We start from the raw sequence: 23,651 nt of genomic DNA on the forward strand, positions 1-23,651 counted from the left end.
GATGCGCTGCACCCGTTCGGCACCGCTGCCCCGGAAGCAGCCCGGCGCGGCCAAGGTCCGGCGACGGGCACGCGCGGGCATTGGGACGGCGGTGGGGCTGGCCGTTCTCCCTTTCGCCGTCGGCGGCATCACCGGCTGGAGTCCGGTGTGCACGGCACTGGGGCTGGTGGTCGGCTACCCCGCCCTGGTGCTGTCCGGTGAGCTGTGCCTGGAGCGTCGCCGCGCACGCCACTCGCTGAGCAGGATCACCGCGCGGACCCTGACCGGCGTTCGCTCCGTCGACCTGAACAGCATCACCAGCGTCCGGCTGTGGACGACGCAGTCGTACGGCGACATGCGGCGTGCCCTCCTCGTGCGTGACGTGCACGGGGTGCAGCTCGGTGTCACCTCCGCCGCCGGGCGGCGCATGGTGCGGAGGGCGATCAAACGGCAGGTGGCGGACGAATCGCGCCCGCTGCCCCGAGTCAGCAGGGCGGCCCGCGCCTACCTCGGGTCCGGGCGGCCCGGCTGTCTCGCCGCCCACACCGTGCTGGTGTTCCTGGCGGAGGTAGTGGGCACCGCCTTGTACCCCTGCCTGCTGTTCTGGGCCGGTGACGTCGGCTGACCGGGCGGCCGACACGCGGGCATGACGAGCGGGCCCGTGCACACCAAGGCGCGAGGTGTGTACGGGCCCGCTCAGGAGCCGGGCCGCGGGGGCGCGGTCAGACGGTGGTCTTCACCGACTCCTGGTCGTCGTCCTCGCTGAGCTCACCGGCGTTGCGGGCGCGGACGAACTCCAGGAAGGAGTTCAGTTCGCGCTTGACGACGGGGGCGAGGAGGTAGAGACCGATGATGTTGATGACGGCGAGCGTGAAGAGCACGGCGTCGGCCAGGTCGATCAGCGTCTGCAGGGTGAGCAGCGAGCCCGCGACGGCGAAGACGGTGTAGACGACCTTGTACGCCAGCTCGCTGGCCCGGCTGCGGCCGAAGAGGTACGTCCACGCCTTGAGGCCGTAGTAGCCCCAGGTCAGCACCGTGGAGAGGGCGAACAGCAGCACCGCGACGGTGAGGATGTACGGGAACCAGGGCAGGACCGTCTCGAAGGCGTCGGAGGTGATCGTGACGCCGCCGATGTCCTCACCCGCGCGGGCGTCGGCCCAGCTGGCCGGGTTGGCGATGACGATGGTCAGCGCGGTCATCGTGCAGATGACGACGGTGTCGATGAACGGCTCCAGCAGGGCGACCAGGCCCTCGCTCGCGGGGTGCTTGGTCTTCACCGCGGAGTGGGCGATCGGGGCGGAGCCCAGACCGGCCTCGTTGGAGAACGCCGCCCGCTTGAAGCCGATGATCAGCGCGCCGAGCACACCGCCGGCGACACCCTCGGGGTTGAAGGCGCCCTCGATGATGGTGCCGACGGCGTCCGGGACGGCCGTGACGTTGACCAGGATGACGACCAGGCAGGCGACGATGTAGATGCCCGCCATGGCCGGGACGAGCCTGCTGGTGACGTTGGCGATGGAGCGGATGCCGCCCAGCAGCACGATGCCGACGAGGGCCGCGACCAGGATGCCGAAGAACAGGGCGCCCGCGGAGGAGCCCATCGCGCCGTCCTCGCCGCCGGTGACGGAGACCAGCTGGGCGTAGGACTGGTTGACCTGGAAGAGGTTGCCGCCGAAGAGGCCGAAGAACAGCACCATGGCGGAGGCGAGGACCGCGAGCACCTTGCCGAGGGTCTTGCCGTTCTTGCCGAAGCGCTCGGCCAGGCCCTTGGGCAGGTAGTGCATCGGGCCGCCGGAGACGGTGCCGTCGGCGTGCACCTCGCGGTACTTCACGCCGAGGGTGACCTCGACGAACTTGGTGGCCATGCCGAGCAGGCCGCACAGGATCATCCAGAACGTGGCACCGGGGCCGCCGATGGAGACGGCGACGGCCACACCGGCGATGTTGCCGAGGCCGACCGTGCCGGAGACGGCGGCGGTCAGGGCCTGGAAGTGGTTGACCTCGCCGGCCGACCCCTTCTCGTCGTACTTCCCGCGCACGACGTCGATGGCGAGCTTGAACTTGCGGACCTGGATCAGCCCGAACCAGGCGGTGAAGACCAGACCGGCGACCACCAGCCACGCCACGATGAGGGGCAGGTCCGTACCGGCGACCGGGACGGCGTAGAAGACGACTTCTCCGAGCCAGGTGGCTATGGGCTCGAAGAATCCGCTGACGGCTTCGTCGACGGACGTGGTGAGGGAGTCGAGTGACACGATGGTTACCTCGATGGCGCGGTACCGGCGCAGGGAAGGCTGGGCCGGGAGAATGTGCGGTACGTGAGCGAACGCCGTTGTCCGATCGGCGACTCCGGGAGCGCGCGGTCCGCGGACTCGGACCGTGATCACCCTGGTCGTACTGCCGGCCTGTGAGCCGACGCTCCACCGTGCGGCGAGGGGTGGTGCCACCTGCGGAGTTGCGCTGTTGTACCACGATCTTCACGGGTTCATGAGTGACGCAGATCACGTAACCGTAAGTGTTTTCGGGAATCGCCAGCGAGCGAGATCAGACCGTTATCCGGACGGTTTGATCCGTGTATCGGACACCTTCTCGCTGTGCGACAGGCGTCGATGGTGGCACGGCGATTTCGCAGGCTCTTGCGGGCCGGTCCGGCAGGTGGGCGCCGATGGCGGTGGCGTGAAGCGTGTGGCGATGAGTTGGAGCGGCCGCATGCATGCCGGCGGGGTCGTACGCGTGCTCCAGCCGACAGGGGAGAGCGGCTTTTCAGCGACCGATGTCGCGGCGGTCGAATCGCCAGGCTCCCAGCCCGATGAGCACGGCGCTGGTGGCGGTCAGAACGCCCGCGTCAGCGAGCTGGAAGCCGTTTTTCAGCGGTTCGCCGCCGATGTAGTAGTGGAACGGCGTGAGATGGCGCAGCCAGTCGGCACCGATCTGCGGCGCGAAGCCATGGAACGCGTATGCCAGTACGCCTGTTCCGGCAGTGACGCCGAACACGGTGGCCCGGCCCTTGCCGGTGGCCGCGCCGATTCCCGTGGCCAGCGCCCCGAACACCAGCGCCAGGAGCGCCAGGTTGACGGCCTGGGCGGTGAAGCCCGCCGCGGAGATCGAGTCCAGTTCCGCGCTGGTGCGGACGGCCAGCAGGGCGCCCAGCACCACGGCGGCGATCAGCACGGCTCCGGTCGCCAGCGCGGCGATGCGGTGCAGGAGCAGCCGGGTGCGGCTGACCGGGTGGGCCAGCAGCAGGTCCAGGTAGCCCGACTCCTCATCGGCCGAGATCATCCGGGCGCCCGTGGCGGCCCCGTAGAAGGTGACCAGCAATGGCACCAGTAACCCGAACACCGCGCCTTGCAGGTACCCGGCGGCCGAGGTCAGGTCATCGAAACCGAACCCGCGCATCGCCTCGGGCACGCTGTCGGAGGCATCCGCAGTGAGCTGTGGATAGAAGCCGGCGTATGCCATCGCCAGCAGGCCGGTGGCCAGTGCCCAGACGGCGAGGATGCGCCGGTTGTCGAACAGGGTCTTGGTGTAAGCCGAGCGGCTGAATGCGCGGGAGGGGCCGGAGGTGCCGGGCAGGGTGGCGCGGGAGAGGGCGTTGTCTCGAACGGCCGTCATGTCACGTCCTTCGGAGGAGTGGCGGGAGCAGGAGATCAGGCGACGCGGTCGGCTTGAGCGTCGGCGGTGAAGTGCTCGCCGGTGTAGTACGCGTGAAACAGCTCTTCCAGGTCCTGGTTGTCGGCGCGCAGCCCGGTGACGGTGTGCCGGGCGGCGGCCTTGACCAGTGCGTCGGGGCTGCCGTCCAGGCGGCAGGTGAGCATGGCGCCGTGCTCCGTGCCGGTCACGGCGAGGTCGGTGACGCCGGGCAGGGCGGCGAACTCCTCGGCGGTGACCGGTGCGGCGAAGTCGATCCGCACCTGCAGGAGTGAGCGGGTGCGCAGTCCGGCGACGGTGTCGGTGGTGACCAGGCGGCCGTCGCGGATGATGGCCACGCGGTCGGCGACCGACTCGACCTCGCTCATGATGTGGCTGGCCCAGGGGGGGTCTGCAGAAGGCGACCGCCCGGGTGCTGGCGGCTCTGTTGTTCGCCGACACCGACAGTGTCACCGCTCCGGAGCTGGCTGAGGGGCTGGGCATCAGCTCCGGATCGGTATCGGGGGCCATCAAGATGCTGTCCACCGTCGGACTGATCGAAAGGGTGCCAGCTTCCGGCAGCCGTCGCGAGCACTACCGGCTGCGCGACGGCGCCTGGGCCATCTTGATGTCGGCCCAGAACGGCATGGTGCAGGCCATGTTCGAGGCCGCCGACCAGGGCATCGCCGCCGCCGTTGCCGACACCCCCGCCGCCCGGCGCCTGGCGGAGATGCGTGACTTCTACGGCTTCATGTTCCGTGAGCTGCCTGCCCTGGTGGAGCGCTGGCAAGCAGAGAGGTCACGCCGCTGACCTTCTTGGCATCGGGTACTCAGGCCCAGGCCGCCAGCCCTGGAGAACGGCCGAAGAGCGGCGAGGACGCGCGGACGGGTGCGTGCTCGAGGGCGCATGGCGCAAGCTCAGACACGGCAGAGGGCAGTCGGCAGGGTCCGATGCCGAGGACGGTTCGGCCGTTGTCTATGGTCTCCCGGTGCGAACAATCGTGGTGCCTGTCCGTGAAGCGGACGTGTTGTGGTGAGTCGGCGGTGGCCGCGTCTTCGGCATCCGGCGCAAGCGGTCGTGGCCGGCTTCGCCACGGCCGTCGTGGCCGGGACCGGTCTGCTGATGCTGCCGGCGGCCAAGGCGGGGCCGGGCGCTGCGGGTGCGCTGGAGGCGTTGTTCACCTCCACCTCCGCGGTGTGTGTGACCGGCCTCGCCGTGGTGGACACCCCCGGCTACTGGAGTGGATTCGGGCAGGCGGTGATCCTGGCGCTCATCCAGGTGGGCGGCTTCGGAATCATGACCTTCGCCTCCCTGCTGGTTCTGCTGGTATCCAACCGCATCGGCCTCAGAGCGCGCCTGACGGCCGCCGCGGAGACCAAGACCCTGGAGCTGGGCGATGTCCGCTCGGTCGTGACCGGTGTGGCCAAGGTCAGCCTGCTGCTGGAGGCGATCACTGCACTGGTACTCACCCTGCGGTTCGCCACCGCCTACGACGAGTCCTGGCCGCGGGCGCTGTGGCTGGGCGTCTTCCACGCCGTCTCGGCGTTCAACAACGCCGGTTTCGCCCTCTACTCCGACAGCCTGATCGGCTTCGTCACCGATCCATGGATCTGCCTGCCCATCGCGCTGGCGGTCATCGCCGGCGGACTGGGCTTCCCCGTCCTGTTCGAGCTGCGCCGCCGCTGGCACCGGCCGTGGGCCTGGTCCCTCCACACCAAGATCGTGCTGTGGGCCTCCGGCATCTTCCTGCTCGGCGGCAGCGCCTTCATCACGGGCATCGAGTGGTCCAACCCCGCCACCCTGGGCGCTCTGAACGTCCCCGGGAAGCTGTTGGCCGGCTTCTTCCAGGGCGTCATGCCGCGTACCGCCGGGTTCAACAGCATCGACACATCCCAGATGAACCCCGCCAGTTGGCTGGGCACCGACGTGCTGATGTTCATCGGCGGCGCCAGCGCCGGCACCGCCGGCGGTATCAAGGTCACCACCTTCGCCGTGCTGTTCTTCGTCATTCACGCCGAGATCCGCGGCGAGGGCGCGGTCAACATCTTCCACCGCCGCCTGCACGGTGACCTCCAGCGTCAGGCCCTGACCGTGGTGCTCCTGAGCGTGGCCGCCGTCGCCGTCTCCACCGTGGTCTTCATGGTGTTCACCGACTACAGCCTGGACCAGTCACTGTTCGAGGTCACCTCCGCCTTCGCCACCGTCGGACTGTCCACCGGCATCACCGCGGACCTGCCTTCCGGCTTGCAGCTGCTGCTGATCGCGTTGATGTTCATCGGCCGGCTCGGCCCCATCACCGTCGCCTCCGCGCTCGCCCTGCGCCAGCGCGTCCGCCTGTACGACCTTCCAGAGGAGCGACCTGTCATTGGCTAGGAAGACCAGCCCCAAGAAACGGCGAACCGGCCCGCAGAGCTCCGTCGTCGTCATCGGCCTGGGCCGCTTCGGCCGAGCCCTGGCCCTGGAACTCGTCGACGAGGAAACCGAAGTCCTCGGCATCGACGAGAACGCCGAAGTCGTCCAGGCCCTCTCCGGCTCCCTCACCCATGTAGTGCGGGCCGACTCCACCAAGGAGGACGCCCTGCGCCAGCTGGGTGTCCACGAGTTCGAACGAGCCGTCGTAGCCATCGGGACCGACCTGGAAGCCAGCATCCTCACTGCCTCCCTGCTGATCTCCTTCGGCATCGAGAACGTCTGGGCCAAGGCCACCAGCGAAGCGCACGGACGCATCCTCACCCAGCTCGGCGTCCACCACGTCGTCTACCCCGAACACGACATGGGCCAGCGCGTCGCCCACCTGGTGCGCGGCCGTATGCTCGACTACATCGAATTCGAGGACGACTTCGCCATGGTCAAAACCACTCCGCCCGCTGACATCATCGGCCTCCCCCTGGCCAACAGCGCCGTCCGGTCCCGCTATGGCATCACCGTCGTCGCCATCAAACGCCCCGGCGAAGGTTTCACCTACGCCACTCCTGAAACCATCGTAGAAGCGAACGACACGATCATCGTCGCCGGACACACCCGAGCAACCGAACGCTTCAGCGAACTTCAGTAAGAGCGGCGCGGCGGACAACGGCCCGCAGATTCCGGTGGTGTTCACAAACGGTCCTCCCGCGGGAAGGAGAACAGGAACGGGCCGCCGAACATCGCCGCAGCATGGCCGTGCCGTGGGCGCCGAGGAGCGCCAGCTCGACGCGGACGAGACCGCTGGCACCACCCCGGCCACCACCGAGACGGCTGCCGTTACCCCGATGGAGTAGGTAAGACAGCTGCTCGCGTGGGCCGAGGCCCACCCGGCGGCCGTCCTCCGCAACAAGGACACCCGGGTGCGCGCCGACCTGGCCGGGCTGACCGCCCGGCGCGCCACTGACGATCTTCACCGACCAGGAAGCGTCCTGATGTCCGACCCGCGCACGCGCATCGTCCTGGAGCACTTCCCGGCCGGCGGCCCCCGCGGCTCCTGGCCGCAGACGAGTACGCCGCCCAGCAGCAGGCCCAGGGACAGTCCACCCGGATCGTCATGAATGTGCGCACCGGCGCGAGTTGCGCGGCTGTACGCCACCGCGATGTGACGCATATCTCTGTCGCTGACTGGACGGACAGCTTTCACTTTGCGATCACTTGCCGCTGATTACTGCCTTTTTACTCAAGGTACTTTCACGGCGACATCACACCTGTGATGGCAAGTGAAGTGACCGGAAAACTACGATGATTCACGAGGCTGCGTCCGAAGACGCAGACGTCCCTGGCCCGAGGGAAGCACTCGCTGGACAGCGGGAAGCCTGGCCCTGGCCCTGGCCCTGGCCGTCACGTTGCTGGACAGCGCGTATGTTGCCGCTGCTCCAGTCGCCCAAAGCCCCACGGAGCCCAAGGGGGCGGCGGCCACACAGGCTGCGGACATCCCGTCCGCGCGAGTCGCCGCACGACTGTCAGGAAAGCGGGTGGAGGCGCTCTCCGAGCGTACGGAGACCTCCACCACCTGGGCGAACAAGGACGGTTCACTCACCACCGAACTGACCGCCGGGCCCGTCCGGTTCCGGGACGAAGCCACGGGGCAGTGGCGCCACGTCGACCTGGACCTGGTCCAGGAGGGCGGAGGGGCGGTCGAGTCCAGGGCGCACCCGCGCGGACTGCGGCTGGCCGGCAAGACCGGGAAGCCCGCTGCTTCTCTGAAGGCCGCGCGTGACCGCCAAGGCCACCGACCACGTGACGCTGGGTGACGGCGACCAACTGATCACCCTCCAGTGGAAGGGCGGGCTGCCCAAGCCGAAGCTGGACGGGACGCGCGCGGAGTACGTCAACGCGGTGCCGGGCGCGGACGTGGTCGTATAGGCCACCCGTACCGGGCTTCGAGCAGTACGTCGACATCAAGAAGCGGCCCGAGAGCACCGACTACTCCTACACACTGCCGCTGAAGGCCAAGGGGCTGAAAGCGAGGCAACTGGCCGACGGCAGCGTGGTGTTCACCGACAAGAAGAACAAGAAGCGGGCCGTGATGCCCGCTCCGGTGCTGTGGGACGCCACCGTCGACAAACGGTCCGGCGAGCACACCCGCAAGGCGAAGGTCGGCCTCAAGGTCGTCCAGAAGGGCTCCAACGTCGACCTGGTGGTCACCCCGGACGCGGAGTTCCTCGCCGACCCCGACACCCAGTACCCGGTCACCGTCGACTCGTCCACGTCCTCGCTCTCCAACGTCTTCGACACCTACGTCCAGCAGGGCGAGACCGTCGACTGGTCCAACGACGACGAGCTGGACTTCGGCAACCCGGGTACCACCAACGCCGACGGCACCCCACGCACCGCACAGTCCTTCATCACCTGGAACACCACGCCGGTCCAAGACGCGCTGGTGCTCGACGCCAAGCTCTCCCTGTGGAACTTCCACTCGGGCAACACCGACTGCAAGCTCCACCCCTGGGAGGTGTGGTCCTCCGGTGCGGCTTCCACCTCGTCACGGTGGACCAACCGTCCGACGATGACGGCGAAGAAGGCGACCTCCACCGAGACCCGCGGCAACAGCGGGTGTTCCACCCAGCCGGACGGCTGGATCAACGCCGACGTGACGACCCTGGTGCAGGAGTGGGCCTCGGCCAAGGCCACCCGCGGCCACATGGGCATCCAGGCCTCCGGCGAGTCGGTAGTGGCGCAGTGGGAGCGTGTCAACTCCCCGAATGCCGCCTCCAACCCGCCCAAGCTGGTGGTGAACTACAACTACCGGCCGCGCACCGGAACCAAGCAGGAGGCCGGCCCGCCGTACATCTCCTACAGCGGCGCCTATGTGGTCAACACCACCACGCCCACGCTGCGTGACACCTTCGTCGACGCCGACGGCGACAAGGTCAACGGCACCTTCCAGATCTACGACAACGCCACCAACACCCAGGTCGGCAACGTCCTGGTGTCGAAGTACGTGCCCTCCGGGCAGGCGGCCTCGGTGACCGTCCCCTCCGGCGTGCTGACGGACGGCAAGACGTACAAGTTCCGCACGTCACCGTACGACGGCACGCACTACAACAACGGCTGGTCGGCCTGGAAGACCTTCACCGTCGACACCAAGGCCCCCGCCGCCCCGACGAAGATCGTCTCCACGGACTACCCGGCGAACGCCTGGGTCAAGGGCGCGGGCCAGCCCGGGTCCTTCACCGTCACCCCGCCCGCCGCCGACCACAATTGGCTGGAGTGGTCGCTCGACGGTGTGACCTGGACCAAGGCGGCCACCGGAGGAGCCAGTGCCAACAAGGTCCTCAGCATCACCCCGCCCAAGGACGGCACCCACACCCTGCAGGTCCGCGCCGTCGACAAGGCGGACAACAAGTCCGAGGCAATCGAGTACATCTTCCACGCCGGGCCCGGCGGCTTCCTCCAGCCCGGCGAGGGCCAGAGCACCGCGCGTCGGCTCCCCTTGGCCGCCGAGGCAGACGCCGACAAGTACGACTCTGTGTCGTTCCTCTGGCGTCGCTCCGAAGCCGACCCGTGGGCGAAGATACCGGCCGGGGATGTCCTGAAGGACGGGCAGCCGCTCACCGCGTGGCCGGTGCCGCTGACAGGCGGCAAGAACGCGGTCCTCACCTGGAACGCCACCACCACCGTCGACCCCGACGGTGCCGTCGAGATCAAGGCCGACTTCACCGGCCCCGATTCCGCCTCCGGCAGCACCCAGCCTCTGGCCGTGGTGATCGACCGCAACGCGGACGGCGCGGCCGGTTCCCAGGTGGGGCCCGGTTCGGTGAACCTGCTGAACGGCGACTACTCGATCAGCGCGTCGGACACCGAGGTTCTCGGTCTGGCGGTCAACCGTACGGCGTCCTCGCGGGTGCCCGACAAGGGCGCGAAGCAGGAGGGTCAGGCCCCGATCTTCGGCAAGGAGTGGGTGTCGGGAACCGTCGCCCCCGAGGTGGACTCGGGCTACTCGCACATCGAGCAGACGTCCGGCACCTCGGTCGACCTGGTCTCCGCCGACGGCTCGTCCGTCTACTTCACCGCCAACAAGGACAAGACCGGCTGGGTCTCCGAGCCGGGCTTCGAAGAGCTCACGCTCACCGGTACGTTCTCCGGTGGTTCCTTCACGTTGAAGGAGGACGACGGCGCGGTCACCACGTTCAAGAAGGCCGCCGCCGACGCGACCACCTGGCAGCTGTCCAGCTCGGTCCAGTCCGGCATCGAGGGCGATGAGAGCCTGGTCGTCTCCGAAGCGGTCACCGTCGACGGCAAGAAGCTGAGCCGGCCCAAGAGGATCATCGGAGCCACCAGCGCCGCCACCGCCACCACGTGCGAGGCCACCCCGTCCACACGTGGCTGCAAGGTCCTGGACTTCGTCTACGCGCCCTCGACGACCGCCACCAGCAGTGCCCTCGGCGACATCGCCGGACAGGTGTCCGAGCTGAAGCTGTGGGCCACGGAGCCCGGCGCCACCAGCGCCACCGCCCGTACGGTCGCCCGCTACGCCTACGACGACCAGGGCCGGCTGCGGCAGACCTGGGACCCGCGCATCAGCCCGGCCCTGAAGACCGAGTACACCTATGACTCGGCCGGACGCGTCACCTCCCTGACGCCGCCGGGGCAGCTGCCGTGGAAGTTCGACTACGGCAAGGTCACCTCGGTGGCCGGAGCCTCCGACGGCATGCTCCTGTCGGTCCAGCGCGCCACGCTCGCGGCCGGCAGCAAGGACCAGGCGACCGGCACGGCCACCACGGCCGTCGTCTACAACGTGCCGCTGACCGGCACCACGGCCCCGGTGGCCATGGGCGCGGCCGATGTGGCCAAGTGGGGCCAGACCGACGCTCCGGCTGGCGCACCCAGCGTGGTGTCCGCTGCACCCTACTGTCCTGGAGCCGTGAGAAGGTCCTCGCCGAGTGGGTCTCGGTCTACACGACCCAGTACCAGGACAAGATCACTTACCGTAAGACGTCCACCAACTTCAGGTTCAGTGAGACCTCGTGGTGGACAACGACCTACCGCAGAACCTACGTCTACAAGTCGAGAATCTACTGGGGCTATTGTCCCCGGCTGCCCGGCCCACCGGACCGGGCAGCCACCAGTACCCATTCAGAACACACCAACTTAGGAGATCTGTGTCCAAGTCCTCCGCCGGCGTTGCACTGATGTCGGTCGGCGCTGTGGCCACCGTGATCGGCGCGCTGATGTATGTCCTTCCAGGCCCTGGCCTTCCCGTGCTCCTGCTGGGACTGGCGATCCTGATCGCGGGAGCCGCTGTGAAGTTCACCAGCCGGTGACCGGCCCCGTCGAGGTGTGAGAGCGCCTCCACTGAGAATGCCCGTTCCGGAAACAGCCCGGGGCGGGCATTCCACTGGTGATGGCATCTTAGGAAGATCCGAACGGCCAGTAGCGACATTGGGCCAGTGTTGGTTCCGGTTCGGTGACTCAGGTCATCTGTGCTGGTCAGCATCCCTACGTCCCGGGTCATGCCAGTTGATTGCTTGTCTGACGAACCCTGAAGAAGATCGCACGAATGGGCGGCGGCATCGTCGGTGATGTGTACTCGGCGCAGAACCGGGAGGATAACCGGAAGAACTACTCCGGTAAGAACAAATGCCACGGCCTGCTCGTGATCGCCCTCACCGACGACCGGGGCCAGCTGCTGTGGATTTCAGCAGCCCGCCCCGGGCGCACCTCGGAGATCACCGCTTGCCAGCGCGACAAGCTCACCCAGAAACTGCGGGAAACCGGGCTTGGAGTCATCTCCGACCAGGGATTCGTCGGCCTCGACAATGGCGGCCCCGACGCCGACCCGGCGGTGATCACCGGCTACAAGGCCGCCCGGAACCGGCCCCTGACGCGAGGCCAGAAGCTGTCCAACACGGCACCGGCGGCCGTCCGGGCACCCCTCGAGCACGGCTTTGCCCACCTCGAGAACTGGCGCGTCCTTGGCAAGGTGCGCATCGACCCCGCCTGGGTGACCGCCCTGTTCAGGGCCTTGCTGGTCCTCACGAACCGCGAAGTCGCCCGATGACGGACGATCTTCAGGACAGTCACCTGCCAGCGACCGGCACGAGTATCCCGATGCTCACGCACACCCGCCCGCAACTTCAGCTTGCACATCTCCCGGTGGGGCCGGATCAAACCGACCTCCGGAGCCACCCCACGACGCCTGATCTCAACGAGATATCTGCGACCGGGCCGGTTGGAGTCGCCTTGGTGGGTCCACTGAACGAACCCGACCACGGCCCCATCATCACCCCCCCGCAATGGCGAAGCCATGTTTCGCGCCTCCTTCTCCGAACTCATCCACGACGTCGCCCTCATCCACCCTGACCTGGCGGACTTCAAGCTGGCACTGCGCGCCGACTGGATAGCACGCTCGGTCTCCCCCTCCACGCCCCCGGAATCAAACGAACATTTCAATCGGGCGCGGACATGCCATAAGGTCAGACACGTGTGCGGGGCCGCACCACCGGCCCGCATCAGCCGTGCACGAACAAGAGAAAAGGAGAGCCCTGTGAAACTCACCCGACATCCGGCGTCACGGGCAAGACGCCGGTTAACCCGGCCGCTCGGTGCCCTGAGCACCTTCGGCGCATCCTTGATGCTGGTGTCCGCCACCGCCACCGCCACCCAGACGCACGTCGTGTACCAGTCCGACGAGGTGTGATCCAACACCGATTCCTCCAAGTGCCTGTACACCTACGCGGAGGTCTCCCACGGCAGCGGAGGCGGCTGGCCAAGTCCTACGGGCTGGCCTCCTCCGGCATTCCCTTCTCCCAGGCGTGCATCCTGGTCTGGAACCGGCTCCGGGCAACCTCAAGACCGGATGGCAGTACTTCTACTGGAACGGCGCCAAGTGGGGAGTGTGCCGACAGCTCATGGGCACCCAATACCCCGACGGCACCTGGAGCGGCTACGCCAACACCACCGAGACCTCCAGGATGACACTCGCCTACGACTTCTGGGTCGCGCCTCCCTGCGGCGGCTACTACGCCACCAAGGCCGGGTCCACCGTCTACTACGGCGGCACCTGGTGCGGAGGCAACGTTCCCATCTGGTCCGGACAGCACTTCATCGAGCCGTAGCCTGCAAGGACTGGAGACACCACGCATGAAGAAGACCCGTGTATCCCTTGCTGCGGGAGCGGTGGCCGGGGTGCTGCCGCTGGGCGCCCTGACGGCGCACGCCTCCGCCGATGAGGCGCCCCGCCCCGCCGACAGCGGGCAGGCCGAGAAGGCCGCGGTGCCGTCGGCGCCGCCCACCCCGGAGTGGGTCAACCCCGACGGCACGGTGGACGAGTCCAAGATACCCGAAGAGCTGCCGCTGATCGGGGCGGACGGCAAGGAGGTCAAGGACGCAAACGGCAAGACCCTCATGGTCAAGACGCGCGTCGAGATCGCGCAGTCCGATCCGCCCCAGGCGTCCGTGACCGGTCCCCGGGCCGGGAAGAAACGATCCACCAGCACGGACGCAGAAGGCCGCAAGAGGGAGACCGTCGAGGTCATGCCGTCCGTTCCGCCCGCGCACTGACCTGACGGACACGCCGGAGAAGAAGGGCGCCGTATGAGCAGGCTGCTGGAAGCGGTGTGTGCGCTGACCATGGGCGTCCTCGTTGCGCTCCTTGTATGGGGTGCTAACCCTGGCGCCGTGCGGGTGGCGTGGCGGGAGGGCGAGCTGAGCGGTGTGACGGTCGTGTTCGTGGCGGCGTCTGCGCTGTGGCTGGTGCTGTGGCGCAGGCGTACCGGGCGCGGCCGGCTGGCATGGCCGCTTGTGGTGCTGCTGTGCGGTGCGGCTGTTGCGCTGGTCGTGGCGGCCATGGCCGGTTGACCGGCGCAAGCAGACAAGTGGGGCTTTTCGTTCTTGTGGGCGGGAAGCCCCACTGGCGTTTTCGGGCTCGGGCTGCTGCTAAGGATTTTGGCGGGAGGGGCAAGGTATCCCTGCGTCACTGAACCGTTCCGGGTTCGGTACAGACCGGCCCCTCCACCGAACCCGGAACGGTTCAGTTGCGCAAGTCCCGTAGCCGGTAGCCGACGGTACCTGCGGCTGCGGTGAGCGTGGCGAGGGCCATCATCAGGAAGGCGGCGGGCCAGTTGACGGGATCGGCGGGTACGGCGGCCAGGTGCGCGAACGGGGACAGCTGGCCCAGCCATGTAGGCAATCCGGACCTTTCGGCGATGACTTTCAGCAGGAAACCGCCTGCGGCTGGAAGCGATCCGATGGCGGCTACCGCGCCTGGTGACCAGCCCAGGGCGAGTACACCTGCGCCCAGGCAAAGGAGCACGATGGGCAGCACGTTCCAGGCCCCGGCCAGCGCGGCGGCGAGCCCGAGGTCGGCGTCGGCGGCCAGTGTCCGGGTCCAGGTGGCGAGGCCGGCGACGGTGGTGAACACGATGACGCCGCCGAGCGCGGCGGCGGTCTCGCCGGTGAGCACTCTCGTCCGGGTGCGGTTTCAAGGTCGGAGCGCTCCTTGACGTCGGCCGGAAGCCCAATGGGGAAGTCGGCCCGACATCGATTACTCGTGGGTTGGGTGAAGCCCGTCGCGTGGCACTGCCAAGCAACACCGCGAGGGCGAAACAATGATCGAAAAGGAGCGCCGGTTCGGGTAACCGGTGATCAGCGGTTATGTTGCGCGCCGCCGGACCAGACTAGGAATCTTGTTCGCTTGGACGGTCGAGGTGGCCGGGCCCGCTGTGGCGAGCGTCATGACGGTCTTCGGGGTCCGTTGCGTACGCTGACCGCGACCCGTCCGTGAGGGGCGGCGCGAGGAGGTGCGTCCGCCCCGGAGCACCCTTCACCGACGTCTGACGCACCGTCAGAAAAGTCAGCATTCGGTCAGCATGAGTCCTGAAAAACCCGGGGAAAGCTGCTCGAACATGCGACTGGTTGTAAGGTATGGAAACAGCCCTTGACCTGCAAAAACGCAGGCAGGGAGCCTACTTGCAGGAGTGCATCCATGCTGCGTACAATGTTCAAGTCCAAGATCCACCGCGCCACCGTCACCCAGGCCGACCTGCACTATGTGGGATCGGTGACCATCGACGCCGATCTCCTCGACGCGGCCGACCTGCTGCCCGGTGAGCTCGTGCACATCGTCGACATCGACAACGGCGCCCGGCTGGAGACGTACGTCATCGAGGGCGAGCGGGGGTCGGGGGTCATCGGTATCAACGGGGCCGCCGCGCATCTCGTCCACCCCGGAGACCTGGTGATCATCATCAGTTACGCCCAGGTATCCGACGCCGAGGCGCGGGCGCTGAAGCCGCGAGTCGTGCACGTGGACGCCGACAACCGCATCGTGGCGCTGGGTGCGGACCCCTCCGAGCCGGTGCCGGGCACGGACCAGGAGCGCAGCCCGCAGGCCGTCACGGCCTCGGTCTGAGCTCGCCGGGGGGCGACGGCTGACGGCTGCGGCCGACGCTGCGTGCGCGGCACAGGACCGGCTGGTCGCCCACTTGTCGCGCGACGGGGTGAGTGCGGGCGCGGCGCACGGGTAACCGGGGGAAAAGTCCAGAGCCGACGTACCGCATGGCTGGAGGACCGATGACCAACCCGTACCCCGACCCCGTACCGCCGGGACCGACACCAGGGCCCACGCCGGGCCCCAAGCCGGGCCCGCCCCCCGGACGCCCGGACCCCGCTCCGGGCCCGGACCCCGTGCCGCCGAACCCGACTCCGCCGGGCCCCAGCCCGGATCCTGTCCCACCGGGCCCGAGCCCGGACCCGGTCCCGCCCGCCCCCGACCCGGATCCGGTGCCGCCGGGCCCGGACCCCGACCCGGTGCCGCCCGGTCCGAGCCCGGATCCGATTCCGCCGGGCCCCGTTCCGCCGGGCCCGCAGCCGGGGCCGCTGACCTGAGCGGGCGCACCGTCCCGAGTGGGGCCGGAACGCGCGCAGGGCGCACGGCGCAGGGCGCGGAGCGGCGACGAGCGGTGGCCCGGGTGCGGAAGATGCCGCAGGCGGGCCACCGGCAGGTCCGGCCACCGGCACGTCCGGGGCCACCATTCGGATTGTCCGGCCACCGTCGGGCCGGTCACTTCCGGTCGCAGCGGGGTGGGGGTCGCGACGCGCGATCGGCCGCAGCGGGGTGAGCCGCGCGCCGCGGACCGGCTGCCGGGCAGCCGGTCCGGTTCCGCGCCCCATGGCCGGCCGCAGCTGGTCAGGTACCGCCACGCCACCGGCCGGCCGGCCCGGTCAGGCATCGACCGGTCGGCCGGCCCGGTCAGGCATCGACCTCCGACCGGTCCCCGCCCCAGAGCGTGTGGAACGAGCCCTCGCGGTCGACGCGCCGGTAGGTGTGCGCTCCGAAGAAGTCGCGCTGGCCCTGGATCAGGGCCGCGGGAAGCCGCTCGGCGCGCAGGGCGTCGTAGTAGGTGAGGGCCGCCGAGAAGCCGGGAGTCGGCACGCCCTGGCGGGTGGCCGTGGCCAGCACCTCGCGCCAGTCGTCCTGGGCCGCCGCGATCTCCTGGGCGAACGTCTCGTCGGACAGCAGGCTCGGCAGGTCCGGGCGGGCGTCGTACGCGGCGCGGATACGGTCAAGGAACGCCGCCCGGATGATGCAGCCGCCGCGCCAGATGGAGGCGACCGCGCCCAGGTCGATGTCCCAGCCGTACTCCTCGCTGCCCGCGGCGATCTCGTGGAAGCCCTGCGTGTACGACACGATCTTCGACGCGTACAGCGCCTGCTCCACCCGGTCCGCGAACGCGGCCGCCTCCGCCTGGCCCAGCGCGGTGGGCTTCGGGCCGGCGAGGGAGCGCGACGCCTCGCGCAGTGCCGCGTGCCCCGACAGGGAGCGAGCGAACACCGCCTCCGCGATGCCGGACACCGGCGCGCCCAGGTCGAGCGCGATCTGCACCGTCCAGCGGCCCGTGCCCTTCTGCTCGGCCCGGTCCTGCACCACGTCCACGAACGGCCCGCCGGTCGCCGCGTCCACGTGGGCGAGGACCTCCGCCGTGATCTCGATCAGGTAGGAGTCGAGGCGGCCGGTGTTCCAGGTGCGGAAGATCTCCGCGATCTGTGCGGGGGAGTAGCCCGCGACGTCGCGCAGCAGCTGGTACGCCTCGCCGATCGGCTGCATGTCGGCGTATTCGATGCCGTTGTGCACCATCTTCCCGGGTACTTTCGGGGAAGGCTAACAGATGTGCTTGTGACCTACATTTTGGCTGGTCAGCTGCGGTTAACGCCATGCTTGATCTTGACGGTTCGTGGCGGTCGCAGGCGGGCCCTGACGGTGCTGATGCTGACTTAATGCTGACTTCCATGACGGAGTGTCAGATGCGCTGCTGGTGCCTCGGGCACCTGCGCGGCGTGGCCCTGCCGGAGCCAGCAACCGTCGCCTGGCACGCCGTCTCGCAGGCGGGCGACCTTTGTCGGTAGGCGCCTCCGCATCGTCGAAGTGGTCCCGCCGGTGCCCTCGCCGTCGTGGTGGCCGCACGGGTCATCGCCGCAGAGAACGCGCCGGTCGATCCGCAGGCGAAGGTCCATGAGGCGGAGAATGCAGTCGACGAAAAGCGATACGCACCCTCGACGCGGACGACTTCCTGACCACCGGTGGCGCGGACGTGGTGATCAAGTCCTCGGGTAATCACCGGGGCCTCGTGTTCGACGTCAGAGGCGACGCCGGAGGCGGCCCGGTGGGCCATCTGATAGTGGTGACCAGCCCGTGCCGATCGCGCATGCCATCGCCAGGAAACTCCACCTTGCCGGCGCGCTTCGCTGCAACGACGAGGTCGACAAGGTGATCGCGGCGGCGCTTGCCGATAGATTCCTGGCCGTCGGACCGGTCTTCGCCCACATTTTCCAGACTTCGAAGCGCTGGGCGCCTTCGGCTCGGGAAAGATGCTCCTCGGTTCTGTTCTGACACTCGACAACCGGAAGAGGCAGACATGAGCACCAACGAAACAGCCAACATCGGCGTCGTCGGACTGGCGGTGATGGGATCGAACCTCGCGCGCAACCTCGCTTCCCGCGAGGGAAACACCGTCGCCGTATACAACCGCACCCACGCCCGCACCGAGGAACTCGTCGCCGCTCATCCTGAGGCCGGATTCGTCGCCGCCGGGACGATCGACGACTTTGTCGCGTCACTGGCCCGGCCGCGCACCGCGATCATCATGGTCAAGGCAGGGGCGGGCACGGACGCGGTGATCGACCAGCTCGCCGAGCGTTTCGAACCCGGCGACATCATCGTGGACGGCGGTAACGCCAATTTCCAGGACACCATTGCGCGGGAGAAGCGGATCGCCCCGACGGGCGTTCATTTCGTCGGCGTCGGCATTTCCGGTGGTGAGGAAGGCGCGCTCAACGGCCCGTCGATCATGCCCGGTGGATCGGCGGAATCGTACGAGACCCTCGGACCGATCCTCGCCTCGATCGCCGCGGTCGCGAAAGGCGAACCCTGTGTCACGCACGTGGGCACCGACGGAGCCGGACATTTCATCAAGATGATCCACAACGGCATCGAGTACGCCGACATGCAGCTGATCGGCGAGGCGTACGATCTGCTGCGGACCGTGGGCGGCTTGGAGCCGCACGCCATCGCGGACGTCTTCGCCGAGTGGAACAAGGGCTCCCTGGAGTCGTATCTGATCGAGATCACTGCCGAGATTCTGCGGCAGGTCGACTCCGCCACCGGTAAGCCCTTCGTCGACATCGTGCTCGACCAGGCCGGTTCGAAGGGCACCGGTGTGTGGACCGTGCAGAACGCCCTCGACCTCGGTGTCCCGGTGGGCGGCATCGCGGAAGCCGTGTTCGCCCGTGCCGTCTCGGCCAAGCCGGCGCAGCGCGCCGCCGTACGGCGGTCGGCTGCCTCCCGCCCGCAGCCACAGAAGGCCGATGCTGGCTTCGCCGATGACGTGGCCAAGGCCCTCTACGCCTCGAAAGTCGTCGCGTACGCCCAGGGTTTCGACGCCGTCCTCGCCGGTGCTGAGAAGTACGGCTGGGACATCCACAAGGACCGCATCGCCAAGATCTGGCGCGGCGGTTGCATCATTCGTGCCCGCTTCCTCGACCGTATCGCTGAGGCCTACACCGACAACCCGGACATCACCACGCTGCTGGAAGCGCCGTACTTCGCGCAGGCTGTCACCCAAGGTGAGGATGCCTGGCGCCGTATCGTCGCCACCGCCGCCCTCTCCGGCGTCCCCGTCCCCGGCTTCAGCTCCGCGCTCAGCTACTACGACTCGCTTGCGGCGGAGCGTCTTCCCGCCGCACTCGTCCAGGGTCAGCGAGACTTCTTCGGAGCCCACACCTATCGCCGTACGGACAGGGAGGGCACATTCCACACCCTCTGGTCAGGTGATCGAACCGAGGTCGATGTGACGCACTCCACGCACTGAGCCCGTCCTACTGATCTCCTCGGGGCGTTGTCGGAGAGGGTGACGGGTGGGGATCCCTGCGGTAGGCCGGTGGTATGCGGTACGCGCAGGGCGGCGGGCTGACCGCCGAGCGGCGGCAGTTCCGGGAACGGATTCGGTTCGAGGCCGGTGAGCGGTTCGCGCGGGGCGAGAGAAATGCCGTGATCGCGAAGGAACTGAGGGTGAGCGAGCGGTCGGTGGAGCGCTGGCGGCGGGCCTGGCGCGAGGGCGGCCGTGCCGCCCTGGCCTCGGCCGGACCGCCGAAGCTGCCCAAGCTGTCCGACGACCGGTTCGCCGAGCTCGAGCAGGAGCTGGCCAGAGGCCCGGCCGAGCACGGCTGGGAGGACCAGCGCTGGACATTGGCCCGGATCCGGGCACTGATCCTGTGGCGGTTCGACCTGGACGTTTCGCCGGCGGCGGTGTGGCGGCTGCTGCACCGGCACGGCTGGTCCTGGCAGTCGCCCGCCCGCCGGGCCATGGAACGCGACGAGCACGCCGTCGAGCTGTGGAAGAAGGACGTGTGGCCGCGGGCGGAATGACCGCGGCGGCGCTCGGGGCCTTCCTCGTCTTCGAGGACGAGGCGGGGTTCGGCATGACCCCGCCGCGGGCCCGCACCCGGGGCCGGCGCGGGCACACGCCGGTGGTGCGGGTGCGCGGCCGGTCCTGGCGCCGCTGCTCCATCGCCGCCCTGTGCTGCTACCGGCCGGGCGAGCCGTCCCGGCTGATCTACCGGCCCCGCCGCCACCGGAAGCACCGCGGCACCGGACGCAACAGCTTCGCCTGGACCGACTATCGCGACCTCATCGTCCGCGCCCACATTCAGCGCAAGGCCCCCATCGTCCTCATCTGGGACAACCTCAACACCCACCGGACCGCCGGAATGCGCCGGTACGCGGACGAGCACGACTGGCTCACCATCGTCCACCTGCCCTCCTACGCACCGGATCTCAACCCGGTAGAAGGGGTCTGGTCGCTGCTGCGGCGCGGCCCGCTGGCCAACGTCGCCTTCGCCGACGACGACCACCTCGAACGCACCCTCCGCCGCGGCCTGCGGCACATCCAGTACCGCCCCGACCTGATCGACGGCTGCCTCACCGGCATCGGCCTCGGATTGACCGATCACCCGACAACAGCCAGAAGAGATCAGTAGGCCGAACGAGTAGTCGACGGAGGGGTGGGAACGTTCATGCGCCGGGAGTGGTCGCCCGAGGACGTGGTGGCGTTCTGGACGCCGGTGGGCGGCGACTGGGACCTGGTCGCGAACAAGTCCGGCCCGACCAGGCTCGGATTTGTGCTGATGCTCAAGTTCTTCGAGCTGGAGGGCCGGTTCCCCAAGTTCGTGGAGGAGTTCCCACCGGCCGCGGTCGACTACGTGGCCGACGTGGTCAGGGTGCCGGCCGAGGACTTGGCGAAGGACGACCTGTCGTCCCGCTCCGCGAAGGGCCACCGTACGCAGATCCGCGAAGCCCTCGGATTCCGCCCGGCGACCCGCGCTGATGAGGAACGCCTGACCGCCTGGCTCGCCGATGAGGTCTGCCCGGTGGAGCTGGTGGAGGACCAACTGCGAGAGGCCCTGCTCGTGCAGTGCCGCAGCGACCGCGTCGAGCCCCCGGGCCGCATCGAGCGGATCGTGGCCGCTGCGCGGGCACGGGCTGACCGCGTCTTCTGCGCGCAAACCGTCGCCCGCCTGGGTGGGACGTGCGCCCTCCGCCTGCTGGGCCTGGTGGCGGACGGCAACGAGGAAGGAACCGCACTGCTGGCCTCGCTGAAGCGGGACCCGGGTGCGGTGGGCCTGGAATCGCTCCTGACGGAGATCACCAAGCTGACCGGACAAGGAGCACGCCGAGACGTCCATGCTCGCGCTGCACCTGCTCCAGTCCACGCTCGTGCACGTCAACACGCTGCTGCTCCAGCAGGTCCTGGCCGAGCCGAAGTGGGCGAAGAAGCTGAGCGCCGAGGACCGGCGCGGTCTGACCGCGCTGTTCTGGTCGAATATCAACCCATACGGCACCTTCCGCCTGGACATGAGCAAGCGGCTCGACCTTGCGTTGGCCGCCGTGCCCCGCCCCCGCACCCCGGCCAACACCTCCGCCCAAACGAGCGCAGAGACACGATGAAGGAATTCCAGAACCTCACCGACCCCGGATGAACGAGGCGGCATGGCGGGCGCTCGACCTGACGCGCGCCTATGTGACACGCGCCCGCGTGGCGATCGTAGAGCACCTCGCGCACCTGGTAGCGACCCAGTTGGAGTGCACCGGAGGTGTGCTCCTCTAGCCGTCGTCGGCACTGCGCGGCAGGATGCTGAGCCTGCCCGCACCAAGGAGGTAGTAGGGATGCTCACAGGCCCAGAAGCGACCATCGTCGCGCGCGCTGGTGGCGCGATCGTGCAGGGCGTCAAGGGGCAGGCGACGACCTCGCCCCAATGGCCTGCTCTCCACGCCAGTCTCTTGGAATTGCACGCGATTGTCGACGCTTGGGTCGGCGCTGCCGCTGAGAGCGCAACGTTAATCCAGCACAAGCTCAACGGCATGAGCAGTCCGCCGAGACGAGTACGGTGGAAGGGCCCGTTCAATTTCGGTGGCTCAGTCACCATGATCGGCGGCACGAGCAATATCGCTTACGGGGTCGTTGAGGGCATGTCGCAACAAGTCAGCCAACAGCTGGCTCCGAAGGTCTCCTTCGTCAAGAGGTTGACTCCTGGGCAGAGGCAACAAGCCGCACGGCGCAATCTCCGCAACATGATGCGTGTGTACTGCCCAGACCTCCTGTCCGAATTTGAGAATGCGACGGATCGGCGTCGAGCCTGGGTTGTAGCCAACCGTGTAGCGTTGAGCGAGGCCCTGACCGCCCAGTCGGTTGATCGCGAGTCACTGCGTGTGTGGGCGCAGGAGGCACTCGGGACGATGCACGACTTGGTCGTGGTTCGTGACGAACTAGCGGCCCTGATCCGGGAGAAGTACCCCATGGGGCACGGGTCGCCGGAAGGCCGATAGCGGGGTTCTTGGCCCCCGAAAGAGGCCCGGTGATCTTCAAAAAACCCTTCAAAACCCGGGGCATTCAAGAACTCTGGACCGCCGTTTTCTGACATGATCCGGGGCCATGAGTGACCTTCCGGAGACGTCCGGCCGTCCCGAACTCCTCGTCGCCGAACCGCTCGTCCGTACCGAAATCAAGATCGGGTATGCGCGGGTGTCGACCGGCGGCCAAAAGCTCGAACGGCAGATCGATGCGCTCACCGCCGCCGGGTGCCGAAAGATCTTCGCGGACAAGAAGTCCGGCAAGACCGACCTGCGCCCGGAGCTGAAGGCGTGCCACGCCTTCCTCGACGCCGGCGACACCCTCGTCGTCCCGAGCCTGGACCGCTACGGCCGCAGCCTCCAAGACCTCATCAACATGGTCGCCGAACTGCGCGAGCGCGGCATCGGCTTCACCTCGCTGCACGAGAACCTCGACACGACCACCCCCGGCGGCCGACTCATCTTCCACGTCTTCGCCGCCCTGGCGGAGTTCATCCGCGAACTCATCGTGCAGGGCACCCGTGAGGGCCTGGCCGCCGCCCGCGTCCGCGGCCGGGTCGGCGGACGCCCCACCGTCGCCACCGAGGAAGTCATCAGGGCCGCCCGGGACCTGCTGCCCGACCCCGGCCGCTCCATCACCTCGATCGCCAAGCTCCTCGGCGTCTCCCCGGGCACCCTCTACAACCACATCCCCGACCTGCGCGACCTACGGGCCGCAGGTGTTCCCCACCAGCTGGAGGCCAGCAAGTGACCCAGAACCCCGAGGAGGAACTCGCCGACGCGAAGAAGCGGCTGAGCCTCCCGCGTATCGTCGTGATCTGCGGCTCCACCCGTTTCATGACCGAGATGACCGAGGCCGATCTGCGGGAGACCAAAGCCGGAAAGATTGTCGTCAAGCCGGGTTGCGACATGAAGTCGCCGCACGAATTCTGGTCCGATCCTGTCGAGGCCGAGGCGCTGAAGGTTCGACTCGACGATCTGCACCGAGCGAAGATCCGGCTCGCTGATGAGGTGCTCGTAGTCGGCGACTACATCGGAGACAGCACCCGAGCCGAAATCGCCTACGCCCGGTCGTTGGGCAAGCCCGTGCGGTTCACGCACCCCGAAGTCGACCGCGACGCCTGACCGCCCGAGCAGTACAAAACGCCAGACGGCAGCGACCTGCCTGGCGTGACCTACTGTTCCCAACAGACCGACCAGCGCATGAGCGCCCCGCTACTTTGCACCGTG

At 68.3% G+C, this 23,651-nt stretch carries 21 protein-coding genes and 2 pseudogenes; 18 read left to right on the top strand and 5 right to left on the bottom strand.

The window, feature by feature from the left end:
* Position 1: 1 nt before the first annotated feature.
* On the top strand, positions 2-604 hold the full coding sequence (locus IE242_RS22200) for a hypothetical protein (protein ID WP_229859271.1): 603 nt from the start codon (positions 2-4) through the stop codon (positions 602-604).
* Positions 605-701: 97 nt separating this feature from the next.
* On the opposite strand, the gene IE242_RS22205 is transcribed toward IE242_RS22200, so the two are convergent.
* The 3 genes from IE242_RS22205 to IE242_RS22215 all read right to left on the bottom strand — a co-directional run bounded on the left by IE242_RS22205 (position 702) and on the right by IE242_RS22215 (position 3,995).
* Positions 702-2,234, bottom strand: coding sequence for an alanine/glycine:cation symporter family protein (locus tag IE242_RS22205; protein WP_189861951.1), 1,533 nt, complete (start codon positions 2,232-2,234; stop codon positions 702-704).
* A 508-nt stretch (positions 2,235-2,742) separates the two neighbouring features.
* A complete protein-coding gene (locus tag IE242_RS22210; RefSeq protein WP_189861953.1) occupies positions 2,743-3,591 on the bottom strand; it encodes an efflux permease Rv1217c-related protein in 849 nt (282 codons plus the stop codon).
* A gap of 35 nt (positions 3,592-3,626) precedes the next feature.
* Positions 3,627-3,995, bottom strand: a complete 369-nt coding sequence (locus IE242_RS22215; RefSeq protein ID WP_189861955.1) for a hypothetical protein — start codon at positions 3,993-3,995, stop codon at positions 3,627-3,629.
* 23 nt (positions 3,996-4,018) lie between these two features.
* On the opposite strand from IE242_RS22215, the gene IE242_RS22220 reads away from it, so the two are divergent.
* The 10 genes and pseudogenes from IE242_RS22220 to IE242_RS22260 all read left to right on the top strand — a co-directional run bounded on the left by IE242_RS22220 (position 4,019) and on the right by IE242_RS22260 (position 13,876).
* Complete coding sequence (locus IE242_RS22220) at positions 4,019-4,417, top strand: GbsR/MarR family transcriptional regulator (protein ID WP_189862177.1); 399 nt, start codon at positions 4,019-4,021, stop codon at positions 4,415-4,417.
* Between the two features lie 222 nt (positions 4,418-4,639).
* Positions 4,640-5,980: a TrkH family potassium uptake protein gene (locus tag IE242_RS22225; RefSeq protein WP_189861957.1), complete on the top strand. Its 1,341-nt coding sequence runs from the start codon at positions 4,640-4,642 to the stop codon at positions 5,978-5,980.
* Positions 5,973-6,662 carry a potassium channel family protein gene (locus IE242_RS22230; protein ID WP_189861959.1) on the top strand — a complete coding sequence of 230 codons (690 nt, stop codon included), beginning with the start codon at positions 5,973-5,975 and terminating at the stop codon, positions 6,660-6,662. Before IE242_RS22225 ends, IE242_RS22230 begins: the two co-directional genes overlap by 8 nt.
* Before the next feature lie 343 nt (positions 6,663-7,005).
* Positions 7,006-7,131, top strand: coding sequence for a DUF8839 family protein (locus IE242_RS39550; protein WP_506417251.1), 126 nt, complete (start codon positions 7,006-7,008; stop codon positions 7,129-7,131).
* Between the two features lie 276 nt (positions 7,132-7,407).
* A pseudogene (locus IE242_RS22235) lies at positions 7,408-10,919 on the top strand (DNRLRE domain-containing protein); the annotation flags it as partial.
* Positions 10,920-11,178: 259 nt separating this feature from the next.
* The gene (locus tag IE242_RS22240) at positions 11,179-11,340 is read left to right on the top strand and encodes a hypothetical protein (RefSeq protein WP_189861961.1); all 162 of its coding nucleotides are present in this window, start codon (positions 11,179-11,181) and stop codon (positions 11,338-11,340) included.
* A 236-nt stretch (positions 11,341-11,576) separates the two neighbouring features.
* Positions 11,577-12,077, top strand: a complete 501-nt coding sequence (locus IE242_RS22245) for a transposase family protein (protein ID WP_229859277.1) — start codon at positions 11,577-11,579, stop codon at positions 12,075-12,077.
* Positions 12,078-12,831: 754 nt separating this feature from the next.
* Entirely contained in the window at positions 12,832-13,134 is a 303-nt protein-coding gene (locus IE242_RS22250; RefSeq protein ID WP_189861963.1) for a hypothetical protein, read from the top strand.
* 25 nt (positions 13,135-13,159) lie between these two features.
* Positions 13,160-13,579 carry a hypothetical protein gene (locus IE242_RS22255; RefSeq protein ID WP_189861965.1) on the top strand — a complete coding sequence of 140 codons (420 nt, stop codon included), beginning with the start codon at positions 13,160-13,162 and terminating at the stop codon, positions 13,577-13,579.
* 33 nt (positions 13,580-13,612) lie between these two features.
* Positions 13,613-13,876: a hypothetical protein gene (locus IE242_RS22260; RefSeq protein ID WP_189861966.1), complete on the top strand. Its 264-nt coding sequence runs from the start codon at positions 13,613-13,615 to the stop codon at positions 13,874-13,876.
* A 172-nt stretch (positions 13,877-14,048) separates the two neighbouring features.
* On the opposite strand, the gene IE242_RS22265 is transcribed toward IE242_RS22260, so the two are convergent.
* Positions 14,049-14,480, bottom strand: coding sequence for an efflux permease Rv1217c-related protein (locus tag IE242_RS22265; RefSeq protein ID WP_189861967.1), 432 nt, complete (start codon positions 14,478-14,480; stop codon positions 14,049-14,051).
* Between the two features lie 522 nt (positions 14,481-15,002).
* Here IE242_RS22265 and panD point away from each other — a divergent pair.
* On the top strand, positions 15,003-15,428 hold the full coding sequence (gene panD, locus IE242_RS22270; RefSeq protein ID WP_189861970.1) for an aspartate 1-decarboxylase: 426 nt from the start codon (positions 15,003-15,005) through the stop codon (positions 15,426-15,428).
* 840 nt (positions 15,429-16,268) lie between these two features.
* Here the strand turns inward: panD and gnd (IE242_RS22275) are convergent.
* Positions 16,269-17,156 (bottom strand): annotated as a pseudogene (gene gnd / locus IE242_RS22275) (NADP-dependent phosphogluconate dehydrogenase); the annotation flags it as partial.
* A gap of 775 nt (positions 17,157-17,931) precedes the next feature.
* Here gnd (IE242_RS22275) and gnd (IE242_RS22280) point away from each other — a divergent pair.
* The 6 genes from gnd (IE242_RS22280) (at position 17,932) to IE242_RS22315 (ending at position 23,546) form a co-directional block, all read left to right on the top strand.
* A complete protein-coding gene (gene gnd / locus IE242_RS22280) occupies positions 17,932-19,383 on the top strand; it encodes an NADP-dependent phosphogluconate dehydrogenase (protein ID WP_189862179.1) in 1,452 nt (483 codons plus the stop codon).
* 74 nt (positions 19,384-19,457) lie between these two features.
* Positions 19,458-20,551 (top strand): IS630 family transposase gene (locus tag IE242_RS39465; protein ID WP_444545841.1). Its coding sequence is split into 2 segments (ribosomal slippage): positions 19,458-19,905 and positions 19,905-20,551, totalling 1,095 coding nucleotides; the frame shifts between segments, so codons are not numbered across the junction.
* 24 nt (positions 20,552-20,575) lie between these two features.
* A complete protein-coding gene (locus IE242_RS39470) occupies positions 20,576-21,550 on the top strand; it encodes a DUF4158 domain-containing protein (RefSeq protein ID WP_444545842.1) in 975 nt (324 codons plus the stop codon).
* Positions 21,551-21,737: 187 nt separating this feature from the next.
* Entirely contained in the window at positions 21,738-22,397 is a 660-nt protein-coding gene (locus tag IE242_RS22305) for a hypothetical protein (protein ID WP_189861974.1), read from the top strand.
* 106 nt (positions 22,398-22,503) lie between these two features.
* Positions 22,504-23,172 carry a recombinase family protein gene (locus IE242_RS22310; RefSeq protein ID WP_189861976.1) on the top strand — a complete coding sequence of 223 codons (669 nt, stop codon included), beginning with the start codon at positions 22,504-22,506 and terminating at the stop codon, positions 23,170-23,172.
* On the top strand, positions 23,169-23,546 hold the full coding sequence (locus IE242_RS22315) for a hypothetical protein (RefSeq protein ID WP_189861978.1): 378 nt from the start codon (positions 23,169-23,171) through the stop codon (positions 23,544-23,546). Before IE242_RS22310 ends, IE242_RS22315 begins: the two co-directional genes overlap by 4 nt.
* Positions 23,547-23,651 lie beyond the last annotated feature (105 nt).

The sequence above is a fragment of the Streptomyces poonensis genome (genome assembly GCF_014650915.1).
Classification (GTDB): domain Bacteria; phylum Actinomycetota; class Actinomycetes; order Streptomycetales; family Streptomycetaceae; genus Streptomyces; species Streptomyces poonensis.